Consider the following 15,175-nt stretch of genomic DNA (forward strand, 5'->3'; position numbering starts at 1 on the left):
AATCCAAATTACATTATCACTTTGTAAGACATCATGCAGATGAAAACCCTAAGATGTGTTACATTAAACTTAATACCACTAAAGGAGCTGGCTGCCATGTCATTAGATCAATTATTGGAAGAATCCAAATCACAATTCGTCGCTAATACCCCACTTGAAGTCCATATGGAAATGTTCCGCAGTATTCGGGAGCTGCAGCAGTCCGGGCTTTCCAGTGGCTTGCCGGTAGGAAGCAAAGCTAAGGATTTTTCGTTAAAAAACACTTATGGGCAAGCCATCTCGCTTTATGAAGAACTCGCCAAGGGCCCTGTTGTACTGACCCTGTATCGCGGTGGCTGGTGCCCCTTCTGCAACCTGCAGCTGCGTGCTTACCAGGACATCCTGCCGGAGATTCATGCGCTTGGCGGCCAGCTAATTGCCGTCAGTCCACAAAGCCCGGACAATACCCTCTCCCAGAAGGAAAAGGAAGGGCTGCAATATCAAGTACTAAGCGATACGAATGGTATTGTCGCTTCCAAATATAATGTCTTGTACGAGGTACCCGCTTATATCCAAAACATTATGCAGAACAGCTTCGGGCTCAATCTGGCTGAATACAATGCCACAGACCGCTGGATTTTGCCGGTGCCGTCTACCTTCATGATCGACGAAAGCGCGATTATCCGCTCCGCCCATGTCAATCCCGATTTTATGAAAAGGCTGGACCCTCGCGAAATTCTAAATCAATTGAGCAAGCTGTAAGGCTTCGTATGAACAGCGTTTTTCAAAATGTGGTCGGGGCTTTTCTCATAGAAAAAGCCCCGACCACATGAACGTGGAATCAGGGCTTTATATTAGGTTACACTTATTTGGCAAGCTCGCCGAATCTGGAAAGGACGGCAAGCGCCGGATCGATTGGAACCTCGGCACGCTGAACATCAGCGGGTATGAAGATCGTTGGTGTCCTGCGCACGGCTTTGCCTGCGAATTGCGGTAGCCAGTCTCTTTGTGCTTCCAGCATCTCCGAAACCATTTCACGGGTTTCGTTCAGAGTAAGCACCGCGGATGTGAGCGGGTCCATTGCACAAGCTTGGACAAGTGTCTCCGGGTCGCCCGATTTGGCAGCAAGCACCGCTAACCGCTGGACGTTAATATTGGTCATATTTAATGCAGCACATTGTGGTGGCAGCTCGCCGATCAGCACCCGGTTTAACCCATTACGATCAGCGAAGATCGGTCCCTCCGCACAGCAATCGGCTGGAAGATTCGCAATCATTCCATTATTACGTAAATTCCCATTAAACTTAAACGGTTTGCCCGTTTCCAGGGCCTCTATGATGTATGCGCAGTACTCTACGCTCCGCGGCGGAAGCTTATATGACTCACCCACCAATAAATTTTGCTCACCATATTTGCTATATACATATTGGCTCCAGTTATAAAAAGCTCCGGATTCACCGCCAAAGGCTGGCTCATCGCAATATAGCTCCAGTGCCTTGGCATTTTTGCGGAACCATGGCACATATTCGGATAAATGTCCCGTCGATTCGGTCATAAAATAGTTGAAATGGCGAAATACTTCACCCCTGACCTTTTCATTGACGTAATATTCAGGCTGCTCGAAGCGTTCGCGCAGGATTGGGTATAAATCCTGGCCTTGATGCTCAATTTTTGTAAACCAGCCCATATGGTTAATGCCCGCACACAGGAAATCAATCTCCTCCTTCGGTACGCCCACATAACCGGCAATCAAATCCAACGTCGTCTGCACGCCGTGGCAGAGCCCAACGAATTTGATCTTCGTTTCTCCTAACGCCCAGCAAACCATAGCCATCGGATTGACGTAATTGAGAAGCGTTGCATTGGGACACAGCTCCTCCATCTCCCTGGCCACCTCAAGGATAACGGGAATGCTGCGCATCGCCCGAAAAATGCCCCCAGGTCCCAGTGTGTCGCCAATACATTGGTCTACACCATACTTAAGCGGAATTTTGTAATCAGCTTCATAAATATTCAAGCCACCAATCTGAAAGGAGCAAATCACATAGTTGGCATCTATAAGCGCCTCACGCCGATCTGTAGTAACGACAATCCGCGACTTCAGGTTATTTTCCTGGATCACTTGGTTGGCAAAGGCTTCAACCTGGGAGGTTTTGCCGGTGGAGGGCGCCATTAAATAAAAAGTCGTTTCCTCCAACGCTTCGGTAGCCATCATATCGAGAATTAACGTTTTGCAAAACACAATACTGCCTGCACCAATAATAGCGATTTTCCTCATGGTTACACCTGCTTTTTGATTTTATTTTTCAAAAAAACTTTTCCAATCAAAGCTTCCCGGCTTGTTCTCGAATCCAGCTTGTACCTGTATGTTCAGTTGATGGGGAACCATGCTTTGTGGATTGAATGCGTTTCCTTGGGCGTCCCGAAATTCAGCTAAATGGATGCTGCTTACACCTCGTGGCATTTTGTCTGCTTGATACCTATAGTTTTTATTGATGGTCAGTGTGACTCCGCTCCACACAAAATCATTGCCGTTATCGATCATCATATTCGTAGTCGAAAACGTGAGAGCCGGCTGCAAGCCTGTATTACTGCCAGTGCCCTCACTTAATAAAGGGCTGCATGCCGTGGAAAATAACCCTAGAGCTATGAATACTAAGATGAGTGCCATCTTCCTGGCCGCAGGAGGGAAGCCAGGCCGCACGCCGATCAACGTCAAGATTCCAAAAATACCCTTCGTTATATTCATTGTGTTTACCTCCTTGGACCGTTCCGTTGGCTTTATTTTTTGTAAGATAAGCTGGCATCAAACCACAATTCAGGCGTCTGCGGATGGCTGCCGTGAACCTCAATGGCGAGCGTGTTCACCCCTCTAACCACTACATTACGCTGGTTCGTTAGGGGATAGGTCTCGAATAAGCCGCCTTTATGCGGAATCCCCACGGAACGAAAATCGACTAAGCCTTCCCTTATCGAATCGCGGGCGATTTCAATCCCGTTCAGATAAGCGATAAACCCATCCTCAAAAGCAACCTGCAGCAGCCATTCCTTCATCGCTGCCGGGTCTTCGTCAACGACGAAGGTTTTGCGGAAGTAATACGCAGGCGATTCCGGCGTAGCTGGCAAAAGTGTAGCAATGCCGCTGCGTGGAATGCTTTCTCTGGAGCGGCCAAACGGCGCGGCCGCCCAGCCCCATTGCGCATCCGCGAAAGCGGGGCTGCGCCAGTCCTCACGCGGGAGCGCGACCTGGCTGGTGAGCGGCTGCTCACCAGTCAGGTCCAGCCCCTGCGGGATGACGGCGGGCAGATCCGCCCCGCCGGCGCGGTAGCGCCACATCGCGCCGATGCTGAGCGCCGAGCGCTCCTGCACCGCAGCCGGCTGGCGCAGCCCGGCTGCATCCAGCGCCAGCCGGTCCGCTGCGCGACCGGGCGTGCTCGCAGCCGTGGCTTCCAGCCGGCTGCCGTTGCCCTCGACCTTGAGCAGCCCGCTCGCCGCGGGGCCGCTCAAGGTCCAGGCCGCCCACCCCGGGTGGGCGGCGCTGCTGCTGTAGCCGGCCTTCGGCCGCTCGGTTACAGCGGCCTCCGGCGCGTAGGCCAACGCGCCGACAAGCACAAGCTCGACGCCGCTGTCCGCGAGTCCGGCCCATACCTCAGCCTGCATCGGTTCCTTATTCAGGAACACGATCCGATGCAGCTGTGGGTTTTGCTCCGCCGTCCGCTTCAGCCACGCCAGCTGCACAGCCGGCTCCGTCGCTAGGCGCTCCGCATTGAGGAACCAAAAGCGGGCTTCGCCGTAATCGACGAAATAAGCCGTCCTTCCATATCCTGCTAGCTGCTCCTCAGGAATATGGGAGAAGCGCACTCCCATATTGGCATCCGTTGCTGAGCCATCCCACACGGGGAAAAACGACCGTGGTGCCGGAACAGCGCCTGTTCGCTCAGCCTTAGCCGCTAGAACAGCCGGTCCTACAAAAAACAAAACATTTTTGTTCTGCCCCATCTGCCTGGCCAGTGTATCCGTATAGGTAGGTCCCTCATCCCCTACATATCCGATGGTCCAAGGCTCCCGCTCTGCCGATGAAGCCAGCTCAAAACGACCGGAAACAGGCGGCATCGACCACGCAAGAGCTCCGACAAGAATAGCAAATAAAAACAGGCATAATAAAGTAATGAAATAGCCGCCTCTTTTATTACTTTCATCGATAATTCGTTCTTCCCGGCTCTGCAAATGCTGCTCCTCCTGACCCTTAATGAAGTAATCCCATTTCTGCATTCTTCAGAAATAAGCATTTTAACCTTGAAAAGCTTACGTCTCTACTCATCTGCATCAGGTAGGCCATCCATAAATTTTATGGTAAACAGGTGGCCACAGCAGTACCAACAGGATCATAACTGCAATTGAAAACACATAAATCCATGGAATCAACCGCAGCTCAAACCATTTGAGCATCAGGAATAGCAGAAGCCAGCTTCCAAGCCAAACGGTAAGCGCTGTTAGCTCCTTGCCCCCGTAAGGACCAATGCGCAGCCCTTCGGGCAGCCATGAGCTCAAATACATAAAAAACAAATTAGCATGGGCCGGATCCGCCGCACTCCACCAATGACTAGCCGTTAAAGCAGCCATACCCAGCACCGCTGATAACATCCCGGCAACAATCTCCCCTGAGCGAGGCGATTTGGCAGGCTTGTCACTCTTTCCTGCTGGAGAATCGAAGGATCCCACAAATATGTGCCCTCTTTGATGATCTGGCCCTGTCTCTTTCGCTCTATCCATCCCTGCTGCTTCTTGCTCGATTTCTTCCCAGTCTCTACTAGCTATCTGTTCTCTCGCTTCCAGTCTAGCTTCCTGATCCTCAGCACTAACCTTTGATCTCCGTACAGAGTCCACGCCTTCGCCCCCTTCCAATTGGACTATACACCTTTCCATTTTGAAAGCACCAATCCGAATGTAAAACCAATTAACAAACATAGCCACATCATCGTGAGCAGTACACCTACGGCATGGCGAATCTCTGGCCGCTTCTCATCCATTCCGGCAAATCTCCTTATGATCACAGCTGCCACAATGCCAAAAGGAATCGTCATCAACGAAACAAACTCTTTATACTCCATCACTACCCAATGCCCGAACGGCAAATGCAGCTTAAACCATTCTGAAGCCCCCTCAGGCGCTTGATAGCCAATATATAACCAATTTCCGATAATGACGGTCAATAATACGAGCACATTCGTCACGAGCAGCCGCCATTCCAGCTTTACTCTCGCCCCTTTTATCCCTCTTGCATAGTTATAATAGGCATGCCAGGTATACGTCGCTACTAATAAAGTCATAGACGCCCCGATTCCATGTAACACACCAGCCAACCGATGGGCTCCAGATCCCCCATATAGATTGGCGAGCGGGATCAGCAGAAACAGTAAAACAGCGATAAACCCTTGTGCGACCGCCAAATCGCGAAACTGTGGACTGATTTTCATGCTTCACCGCTTTCTTATCGCTCTACCGTGAACGAATCAATTTCATTTTGCTGTAAATCATAAGCCTTAAATGTTGCCTTACCGCCATCCACATCAACAATCATAAAATGATAGCTTGCTTTAGGTCCAACCACGACCTGCTTCGTTTCTTTGCTTCCATTATATAAGGGTGCACCTGCGCCACCGATCGTTAGCTGATAAATCGTATTTTGAAAATGGTACCCGCTGTCATCGAAGCTGCTGTCCACTTTGCGGCGATTGTAATTATGCTCATGCCCTACAAGCACCGCTGTAACATTGTACTTATCCAACAACGCCCAAAGCGCGTCGCGTGAAGCCGAATCAGCATCCAATGAGCTGCCCAAATGGGCTCCTACCGGATAGGCAGGCACGTGAAATTGTACAAAGACATGCTGTTTGCCGCTTGTTTTCAATTGGTCTTCCAACCAATCGCGCTGCTGCTTATCGATGACATAATTGCCTTTTTCATTTTTGCGATCTGAATTTAACGTAATAAATCTTGAATTTCCATAATCGAATGCATAGACCGTCTTACGGTAGCCTGTTAATTGCTCTTTCGGCAGCTGGGTAAAAACATCCGAGAAGATCACTTCATCATGCTCGTGGTTGCCCAGTGCTGGGTACACCGAGGTCATCGGAAAATAATCGTCCACGAGATTTTTCCATGCTCCAAGCTGCTTGCCAACATCGGAGCCTCCAACTACCTGATCACCCGTAAAAAGCAGAAATTCCGGCAACGGATTGAGTCCCTTTACCTTAGTTAAAAGTGCTCGGAGCGTCACTTGATTAATCCCATTAGAAGAGCCACGGCTATCGCCCATCACCAAAAACCGAAATGGTTTGTTTAGGGCATCTACGGAGCTAGCTGCCTCTTTATTAGGTATAGGATCTACTATTCCAGATGCTGCAGTACCGGAATTGTCTTTATTCGGAGGCTGGTTATTGGGCGCAGATGTACCTAATGAACAACCAGACAACATTATGAATAGAAATAGCAGACCTATGAGCTTTTGCTTGTTGGCTTTTTCCCAAACCTTGATCTCTCTCAATATTGTCACTTCCTCTTATATGCAGGGTCAATTTTTGTCAAAGTCCCTATTATACTATCATATTTTATACACCCAACCAAGAACAGGCTCCTATCTAACTACTTGTATGGACTACTAGTGAACAATAAGCTTTCAGCTAGCATTCAGCGGACGTTCAACCTGGTTGTTAGGCGCTTCATAGACTTTACGGAAGTTAAAATATTAGGCTTCAAATGTAAATAGTTTGTGAAGTTTATACCTTTTCACTATTTTCGAGCATTTTAATGTTTTATTTGGGTAATAACAATTAACAGAAACCGAAACCCCTAAGAGGACATAAAGAACCAACAGGATAGCAGTGCCATAACCTAGAGAGGTGGAGATTCAATATGAAACGTTTTATGAAAATTTTGTTACCCTTTGTTCTCATGATGACCATAGCGACACCATTAAACGCCACTACTACAACACCACCAACCACTGAAGAAACTATAGCCAATGAGGAATGGACTAGATTCCCCTTAATCGCTCATGGATTAGGGGGCATCGACGGTGTAGATTACACCAATAGCCTTGAAGCCTTTAAGGTCAATTATGATAAAGGACAGCGTTTGTTCGAGGTAGACTTCTCCATTACCAAGGACGGCCAGCTTGCCGCACGCCATGATTGGATGGGGTATTTGGCTACCAAATTCGAGCAGGATATCCCTGCTGAGAAGCTTGAAGAGCCTTTGACTTTAAGAGAATTTAAAAGCTATAAAATTCTTGAAGATTACACCCCGCTATCCTTCGGTGATGTGGCACGGTTAAGCAAGCAATACCCTGACGTCTACTTTATAACCGATACAAAGGAAACGGATCCGGAGCTGGTTAAGCAGCAATTTACGATTATTCGTGACACTGCCAACCGGGTTGATCCTGCTATCCTGGATCGTTTTATCCCGGAAATTTATTCCCCGGAAATGATGGAAGTAGTAAGAGGAGTTTTCCCTTTCAAGCATGTGATCTTCTCGCTTTATTTAACAGCGATGGAGCCTTCGGAAGTCGTTGAATATGTCCAAACTAATGACGTCCATGTGGTGGCCATGCCCGAAGAACGAGCGACCAAAGAATTTATCCAAAGCCTCAACGATGTTGGTGTTCTCTCCTACGTGCATTCATTAAACAAGGTAAGAGATGTTAAAAAGCTGATGAAAATGGGTGTGCATGGCGTCTACACCGATTTCTTGACCTACAAGGATCTTGGCATCGACGTAGCTCCACTTATCGCAGCAGGTGAAACTCCTGCCGGGCCGACTACTGTACAGTCGCTTACTACGGTTAGCGCCGCATCTTCAGCACCAGCATCCGAAACCATCACACAAACCGTTGTGACCCCTCCATCTGCTGCACCCAGCACTTGGGAAAAGTTCAAACTAATGATCAGTAACCTATTCACATTTTGAAACTCATCACCAATACGATGGAGAACGAGCTTCTAATACGATGATTGCTATCGTGTTAGAAGCTTTTTAGCGCATTCCATGCCAAATGCCCCCAAACGATGTAAATATCGTTTGGGGGCATTTAGTTCCACAGGTGTATCCCCCAGCAAGCTGCGATTCCCGATAGGGACAGCACCGCGGCCGGGCTTCCCTACTGCCTCTCTTGCCTCCGGCAAGCTGCGATTCCCGATAGGGACAGCACCGCAGCCAGGCTTCTCTACTGCCTCTCTTGCCTCCGGCAAGCTGCGATTCCCGATAGGGACAGCACCGTGGCCGGGCTTCTCTACTATCTCTCTTGCCTCCGGCAGGCTGCGATTCCCGATAGGGACAGCACCGTGGCCGGGCTTCTCTACTATCTCTCTTGCCTCCGGCAAGCTGCGATTCCCGATAGGGACAGCACCGCGGCCGGGCTTCTTTACTATCTCTCTTGCCTCCGGCAAGCTGCGATTCCCGATAGGGACAGCACCGTGGCCGGGCTTCTCTACTATCTCTCTTGCCTCCGGCAAGCTGCGATTCCCGATAGGGACAGCACCGTGGCCGGGCTTCTTTATAAGCAGCGCATGCCTCCCACTGTCCAACCAAACCCTCCGCTCCACAGTCAGGCGGGTTCCAAAGGGACGGTAAGCGGGCATCCCCACCACACTCTCAACAGAAATCCACTCCTCTCCAGTCAAGCGGGTCCCGAAGGGACGGTAAGCGGGCATCTCCATCACACCAACTAAACAACTCCACCAGCTCCTCCAACCTCGGCACTAACGGGAGTCCAGAGGGCAAAGCCCTTTGGGGCCCTCCCTTATAGGGAGGGTGGGGTGGGTCAATTTGCTGTAAATGTCCATACCTCAGACCTGCTTAACCCACCAAAATCATCACGCGCAATCGCATACCAAGGGTAGGTTTGGCCGGGTTGAACAGAATAAGGAATTGTAGCGGTTTGCCCGCTCGGTACCTTCGCCACCTTGCCAATGAGTTCATTGGTTCTGGAGTAAATCCCGATATAATCGGTGGCTACCCGCTTTTCAATCGGCTTCAAATTAAGTGGCAAAATAAATTCATCCTCTTCAGACTTGAAAAAATTGTATTTTTTCAAATAAGGCGAATAGGTGTTAACTAACAGCCGTTTATTCTCCACATCGAATTGCAGAAAACGCATAAAGCCCTGGCCCCCTTCGGGACCGTTCTGGTAATTGCTAAGCAATTCCAGTACGGTGCGTTCTCCGGTTTTTTTGATATTATAAGCAACACCCGGATTATGCCCACCGAGCACCATAAATACATTCGGGTTAGGCTCGACAAGCCGCTCATAGACCCATCGGCCTTGGCCAAAATACGAATGGTTGGGCTTTAAATATTCGTGAGTCGCAAGAATGGCATTGCGGTCTGCGTACTTTTTCAAAATACCGTCAGCCCAATCAAACGTTTTCTGGTCGATCACCCAGCCGAGATACACGATCACGAAGTCATGGCCTTTAACAGACACGAGGTCATAATGATCCCGATTATTGTTCAAATCACCACCAAAGGTAGGCTGCTTCACATACCGGTCACGACCAAAATATTTCCAATATTCCTCATAGTTGCCTAGATCATAGGCTACATCATGGTTCCCTGCTACAATGCCATAAGGTATATTAGCGTCATCCAAGGTTTTCATGCTTTTTGAGGCATTTTCCCATTCCGTTTTACTATTCCAGTTATTGACGATATCTCCCGTATGGATCATATAATTGAACTTTTTTTCCTTCCAATTATCAACCGTCCATTTGGTCATTAAATCATAAATTTTCGGGAAGGATTCCGAATAATATTGAGTATCGCTCATCCAAAGAAAAGCAAAATCATACTCATCCGGCTTAGGGATCCGATCCTGCACAAGCACTTCCACCTTACCGTTACGCACCATGGATGCTGGTTTGATCCTGCCTTTTAGTGTAAAATCCTCTGTGCCTCTATTGGAATCGGCATCCTCCCAGACCAACGTTTCGAAATTCCAAATATACATCGTGACCAATCGGTCAGGCAATGAATGCCCTGTCCAGACGACCTCAGAATCGGTAAGAGGATCGTTACCGATCTCAAAGGTAAACCGATGGTACGGAAACTTTTCTTTGTTATCGTTAACCAGATATTGCTGGTCTCTAGTTGCGACAAGAGCACGCTGCTCTGTTGTCATCGCTGTCTCGCCCTCCGGAACCAGCACCAGCGGCGGCTCCCGATCTACGGCGTGGATTAAGGCTTCATGGTTGACAGAACCATTTAAGTCATAACGCCTCGCCTTATAAAAGGATACCTCCAAAGGATCCTTCGTAGAATCATTAACCTGCACACTTAAGCTAAGATTAGTCGTCGATACCGTGGATCGATCTGCTGGAGCTGGTTGTATCGGTAGCTCAGGCATCTCATTTAATACTTGAAAGGAGACGGCCTTGTTTGTTTCATTACCAGCTTTATCCGAAGTAGTAACCTCAAGCTTATGCGTGCCCACCTGAAGCTCCGCAGTTTGTAGCTCCGCAGGCAATTCTAGCACTTTGCCGTCAAGCTTAGCGACCATCGAAGAATCGCCAGATATCGCATCTACCGATTTCACGTTGACGACAATTCTGTTTTTGTAGGTTCTTCCTTCTACAGGAGAAATAATTTCCAGTACAGGCGCTGTATTATCGACTTGGACGATAATGGTTTTGGCTTTTTTACTTGTACCTTCCTCAGCAATTAATTCTACCTTGTGGCTGCCTTCAGGTAATTTATCTGTATCCCACAAATAAAAAGCGCTACGGTATTTGTCTTCTTTAATCACATAATTAAATTCCTTCTGGAAAGCTGCAGCATTCTGGGCAGTGCCTGCTGGGCTTCCCACTGTGTATATGGTTGCTGTTTTATAGTTGGGATCATCCAGAACCGTTCGATCCCCTAATTCAAATTTAAGGGCACGAAATTTCCACAGATCATGCTCCCCTTCTTGGTCATCCGGCGACTTCTTCGTTCCTGCGCGAATTGTAATTTTATTATTGCCTAGCTGCAACAAATCGGCATTAATGGGTACCGACATTTTCGTGTAGCCCGTTAGATTTTGGTCAAATGTATAGGCTAGCTTGTCATTTACCCATATGCTGTTTTTAAAACCATCACCTGACTTCATCCCATCCGCTTCAAAGGTAAGCATGGCTCGCAGCTGCATAACAGGTTTTGTCGGCATCGGGACTTCGTCAATTAGCAGGCTTAGCTTGGTTTCGGGCTTGCTGCCTGTAGCAATAATACCTTTGGCTCCGCGTACTATATCCCCATTATCCATGGAAAGCGTGAAGGTAGCATCATTCGCCAAAGCCTGTGGAATACCTACCTTATCTATAGCAACCCATCGAATAATCCAAAGTAACCCAATGAGTGCAAGTGCAGAGAAACTGACAAGAACAATCTTTTGCAAAAAATTGAAGCGTGCTTCCTTCTTCATGCTGTGGCCTCCTTGTTACGCAAATCCCTTATATATATTCTACACTAGCATAGGGTCCAGAGACAAAATAGCCTTCGCCTCTAAAGCCACGAAGACTTCGCTTACAGCTCCAGCCTTGTTCTTATCCATACGTCGCCCTTCTCATAAGGCGCTCATCTCATAGATAGAAGCCTTAGCCCATATAGAATCAGGCTAAGACTGTTCGAGCTATTCAGTATCCCTTCGATTTCGAGGCTGTAAGCCTTATTTAACCGTTACATCAAAAGTTGCTGTTTGGCTGCTTGGAGAAACTACATTCACCTTAAAGCTGGTTACATCTCCAGCAGCACCGGTGTATTTGACTAACCCTGTTTTGGCATCAATCGTTACAGCACTCGGGTTACTTCCTACCACATTCGTTAAGAAGAAAGAAATTTTTAGTACTTCATTATTATTAAAGCCTGCATTGCCGACCTTCACCAAATTATTTTCATTCAACACGCCTTCTTCATTTAAAGAGCCTACTGCACCCTCTGCAACAAATTCATTGGCATATTGATCCTTCACTGTTATTTTTTCTGCCAATTTAGCATCCCATAAGTAAAGCCCCGCCTGCAGGTCGACCATTGTCACATCTTTACCTACTTTGTTTAACATCATGCTGCTTACAATCGGGCCTTCATTCTTCACGGTAACATCTATCGCAGCTGGTATGACCTCGTTTTTGCTATTTGTAAAGAGGATGCTCAGCTTCGAGGTTCCTGCCTTACCGCCAGCTACAAAATGGGCTCCATTCGGATCTACTGATTTGCTGGCAACCTCTGCGACCTGGGTATTACTTGAGCTAATCGAAACAATAGAGCTTGGAACCTTTACTTCCTCGCTACCATCTTTCTTAGCTCTTACTTTAACTTCTTTGGCGAAGCTCCGGAAGTTATCATACACGTATGCAGCCCCCGTGGAGCCTGAACCTGCAGTAAAATAATCATCAGCAGCAAGCAATGTAGAATTCGATTTGTCTAGGTAAGCTTCATAGGTCAGCTTATTGGCTGAGTCATTCGGATCAATGACCTCTAAGCTGGTTAAAAGTGTATCAATCTCCATAAAGTTAGCTCCATTAACGATGATGGTTCCATTCGGATCTGCCTTTAATAAAGAAGCTTTAAATGTAAAATTCGCTGCCTTGGCTCCCGCTTCTGTATAAAAGTTAAATGTTTTGTCAAACACTGAATCCACCGTCATATCTGTTGTATTTTGCGCTAGCTTAAAGTCCATTGTCATTTCTTGGCCTAAGCCTACAGACTTCAAAATATACTTCCTTGCCGATGCAACATTTGCTGGATCTACCCTTTGCCTGCTTGCCAGGCTGGTGGCAGCCAAGCTTGTTGCGTCACCTGCGATAGCTTTCAACGAATAACGGATCATATATTGGTTGCTAGGATCATATTTCATTTCCGCGCCGAACTGGTCGTAAAGTTTAATTCCCAGCTCATTACTTGTATTGGCTGTCATATATTTGGCTGGTGTCACTGCAAAACGGATATCATCAGCCTTGCGTAATTCATTCCCGCTTAATGTCAGCTGCGCCCTCACATCTGGAGTTTCTTTAAGCTGGATCGTAATAATTGAATTGTCCTTGCTATTTACTTTGGCAATCGAGATCATGCCTTTATGTGAGCCTGATCCGGAGATTGGATCAGCTGCCAGCGTAATTCCGTTAGTTGCCGTAATAATAAACTTATCGCGTTGGTCGTAAATCTCCTGCGCCGTTAGCTGATTACCTTGGGAATCCTTAACCAGAATGGGCACATAAAATTTGGCGTCAGCCACCTCATCCCCTGAAGGCATATCCCCATTGGATAAGCTATAGTTATAAGCGCCAAAAGCCAAGCTTGAAGCAACCTGATTCGCAGCGATTTTAATTACCTTGGTATAGGCTTGCCCTGAGCCATTGGCAATAATCGAGATGTTAATATCCTTCGTTTTATCCGATACGGAGCGCAGCATCAAGTCTGCAGCCGTATCTCCAATTACGCTATCTACAAAAGCTGTCGTGTCACCGACATTTCCCTTTTCTAAATCGGAATCATTCGTAATGACGACAACGCCACTATTCAAAAGTGCTTTATCTTCTACGCGTACGCCATATTGGTCATAGGCCAAAACGACTACATAAGCAAATCCCTTAGAGGATATCGATTCCAGCTTAGTCCCCGAGCTACTCACTAAATCACCGATCTCCAGCTTGGATACAAGGCTTTTGTCACCGATTGTAAATAGCTTATTGCCCGATATACCCGTTGACTCATGCACAACTGTTAATGATAAGCCTTCACCCTTTGAGACAGCATCAGGTAAATCGAGATAAAAAGCCTGCTCGCCTGTAATTGGCGTTATTGTTCCTTTACTAGTAAAAATATTGAAGTTATTCGATGATAAAGAAGACTGGCCGCCGTATTGGTTGGCTGCTTTAAAGTCAATCCGAATTCTTTTATTATTAGGAAGCGTATCGCTAGTTGCCATAAAGGAGATCGCAGTAATTTGCTCCACTGTTGTTACGAATTGTGCCGTTTTGCTAGCTTCATCCAGGTTGGTTACACCATCTAAGGTAACGGTCCAAGTAGCCGCATCAAATTTGCTATCAAATTTTAAGGTAGCTGTATTTTTATCAGCGTTCCAAGTGGTCGTATAGCCACTCGTTACAGCTGCTCCGTTTCTAGTGACATTCAGCTTGGCGACGGCCGTATCCGTTAATGCACTGTTCAGCTGCACGGTGAATACGTTGGAATCTCCTGCTTTGAAGGAAGCAATTCCATATTTGCCGCTGAACACCGGATTAAATTGTTGGGAAGCTTCATAGGACGAAAGCACTAGCAAATCACGCGTCGCAGGTGACGTTCCGCCAAAGGTTCCATCCGCATTTGTAGATAACAGCTTATTGCTCAGCGCCAAGGCTACATAGCTTTTCGCCCAAGGGGATACCGTAACATCATTTATGGCCGCAGTTGCTTTTGCCTGCGTATCCAGCCCTAATCCGCGAAGCAAGAACGTAGCCAATTGCTCCTTTGTTACTTCACCCGCTGGATTGTATTGGCCCGGTGCAAAGCCGTCAGTAATACCCGCTTTTACAATAGCTTCAATAAAGGGCAAGGCATAACCATTAGCTGGGTCACTAACGACCACATCGCTAAAGGTTGAGGTCGTTGCTGCGTTATTGACAGGCAGCTTGAAAATCAAAGCAGCAACCTTGGCGAATTGGGCGCGGTTCATTTTGTCCTTCAATCCGAAGGTAGTGGCAGCCACTCCATCAAAAACCCCTGCACTAATCAAAGCATCAAATTTCACTTTGGTAGCTGTATCAAGATCCTTCAAATCTGTAAAATCAACAGACGTTTTTGCTGAAACACTTCCAGCCATCGATAAAGCTGAGAAGATAACGGATAAAGACACAATAACGGATACGCTTTTTTTCATCTTAATTCCCCCATAAATAAATTTGATAAATAACTTTCATAAGTAATTTTCATAAGTAATTTGATTAAACCCTATGTAATTGCCTATCTAAATCATGTATACTATCAATCATAATAGTATCTATTACCCATTTCTTCACAAATGAATTGGTTTTTATCAGATTTAATAAAAACTGCTTGCTTGTATGAAGCTTATCCATCTCTTGTCTATCACTAGAAAGCTTCCCTAGCCATGTGAAGCATAAACGCTGATCTTGATATCATAGCTGCTCTGAGCTATTTAAAA

General features: G+C 47.1%; 11 protein-coding genes. 2 read left to right on the forward strand and 9 right to left on the reverse strand.

The features are described 5' to 3' along the window. The first annotated feature begins 96 nt into the window (after window positions 1-96). Window positions 97-741, forward strand: coding sequence for a peroxiredoxin-like family protein (locus tag G9U52_RS29800; RefSeq protein ID WP_166154550.1), 645 nt, complete (start codon window positions 97-99; stop codon window positions 739-741). Between the two features lie 103 nt (window positions 742-844). On the opposite strand, the gene melA is transcribed toward G9U52_RS29800, so the two are convergent. From melA to G9U52_RS29830, 6 genes are read right to left on the reverse strand one after another with little or no spacing between them, the layout of a single operon-like run. Beyond that, window positions 845-2,257 (reverse strand): alpha-galactosidase, encoded by a 1,413-nt coding sequence (melA, locus tag G9U52_RS29805; RefSeq protein WP_166154552.1) that lies wholly within the window; start codon window positions 2,255-2,257, stop codon window positions 845-847. Between the two features lie 21 nt (window positions 2,258-2,278). After that, window positions 2,279-2,728: a hypothetical protein gene (locus G9U52_RS29810; protein WP_166154554.1), complete on the reverse strand. Its 450-nt coding sequence runs from the start codon at window positions 2,726-2,728 to the stop codon at window positions 2,279-2,281. A 32-nt stretch (window positions 2,729-2,760) separates the two neighbouring features. After that, window positions 2,761-4,251, reverse strand: a complete 1,491-nt coding sequence (locus tag G9U52_RS29815) for a hypothetical protein (RefSeq protein ID WP_207953300.1) — start codon at window positions 4,249-4,251, stop codon at window positions 2,761-2,763. A gap of 54 nt (window positions 4,252-4,305) precedes the next feature. Next, the gene (locus G9U52_RS29820; RefSeq protein WP_207953301.1) at window positions 4,306-4,866 is read right to left on the reverse strand and encodes a hypothetical protein; all 561 of its coding nucleotides are present in this window, start codon (window positions 4,864-4,866) and stop codon (window positions 4,306-4,308) included. 23 nt (window positions 4,867-4,889) lie between these two features. Next, a complete protein-coding gene (locus tag G9U52_RS29825) occupies window positions 4,890-5,456 on the reverse strand; it encodes a hypothetical protein (protein ID WP_207953302.1) in 567 nt (188 codons plus the stop codon). Window positions 5,457-5,470: 14 nt separating this feature from the next. After that, entirely contained in the window at window positions 5,471-6,526 is a 1,056-nt protein-coding gene (locus G9U52_RS29830; RefSeq protein ID WP_243767637.1) for a metallophosphoesterase family protein, read from the reverse strand. Window positions 6,527-6,894: 368 nt separating this feature from the next. Here G9U52_RS29830 and G9U52_RS29835 point away from each other — a divergent pair, with 368 nt between their 5' ends. Continuing rightward, complete coding sequence (locus tag G9U52_RS29835) at window positions 6,895-7,950, forward strand: phosphatidylinositol-specific phospholipase C/glycerophosphodiester phosphodiesterase family protein (RefSeq protein WP_243767638.1); 1,056 nt, start codon at window positions 6,895-6,897, stop codon at window positions 7,948-7,950. Window positions 7,951-7,997: 47 nt separating this feature from the next. Here G9U52_RS29835 and G9U52_RS29840 read toward each other — a convergent pair whose 3' ends face one another. The 3 genes from G9U52_RS29840 to G9U52_RS29850 all read right to left on the reverse strand — a co-directional run bounded on the left by G9U52_RS29840 (window position 7,998) and on the right by G9U52_RS29850 (window position 14,890). Continuing rightward, complete coding sequence (locus G9U52_RS29840) at window positions 7,998-8,702, reverse strand: hypothetical protein (RefSeq protein WP_166154558.1); 705 nt, start codon at window positions 8,700-8,702, stop codon at window positions 7,998-8,000. Between the two features lie 101 nt (window positions 8,703-8,803). Continuing rightward, window positions 8,804-11,437 (reverse strand): metallophosphoesterase, encoded by a 2,634-nt coding sequence (locus G9U52_RS29845; RefSeq protein ID WP_166154560.1) that lies wholly within the window; start codon window positions 11,435-11,437, stop codon window positions 8,804-8,806. A gap of 243 nt (window positions 11,438-11,680) precedes the next feature. Then, a complete protein-coding gene (locus G9U52_RS29850; RefSeq protein ID WP_166154562.1) occupies window positions 11,681-14,890 on the reverse strand; it encodes an S-layer homology domain-containing protein in 3,210 nt (1,069 codons plus the stop codon). Between the last annotated feature and the right edge of the window lie 285 nt (window positions 14,891-15,175).

It is taken from the genome of Paenibacillus agricola (assembly GCF_011440305.1).
Taxonomy (GTDB): Bacteria; Bacillota; Bacilli; order Paenibacillales; family NBRC-103111; genus Paenibacillus_S; species Paenibacillus_S agricola.

Coding starts and splice junctions, on each gene's coding strand:
- G9U52_RS29800 (WP_166154550.1), top strand. CDS start 97: ATGTCATTAGATCAATTATTGGAAGAATCCAAATCACAATTCGTCGCT.
- melA (WP_166154552.1), bottom strand. CDS start 2,257: ATGAGGAAAATCGCTATTATTGGTGCAGGCAGTATTGTGTTTTGCAAA.
- G9U52_RS29810 (WP_166154554.1), bottom strand. CDS start 2,728: ATGAATATAACGAAGGGTATTTTTGGAATCTTGACGTTGATCGGCGTG.
- G9U52_RS29815 (WP_207953300.1), bottom strand. CDS start 4,251: ATGCAGAAATGGGATTACTTCATTAAGGGTCAGGAGGAGCAGCATTTG.
- G9U52_RS29825 (WP_207953302.1), bottom strand. CDS start 5,456: ATGAAAATCAGTCCACAGTTTCGCGATTTGGCGGTCGCACAAGGGTTT.
- G9U52_RS29835 (WP_243767638.1), top strand. CDS start 6,895: ATGAAACGTTTTATGAAAATTTTGTTACCCTTTGTTCTCATGATGACC.
- G9U52_RS29845 (WP_166154560.1), bottom strand. CDS start 11,437: ATGAAGAAGGAAGCACGCTTCAATTTTTTGCAAAAGATTGTTCTTGTC.
- G9U52_RS29850 (WP_166154562.1), bottom strand. CDS start 14,890: ATGAAAAAAAGCGTATCCGTTATTGTGTCTTTATCCGTTATCTTCTCA.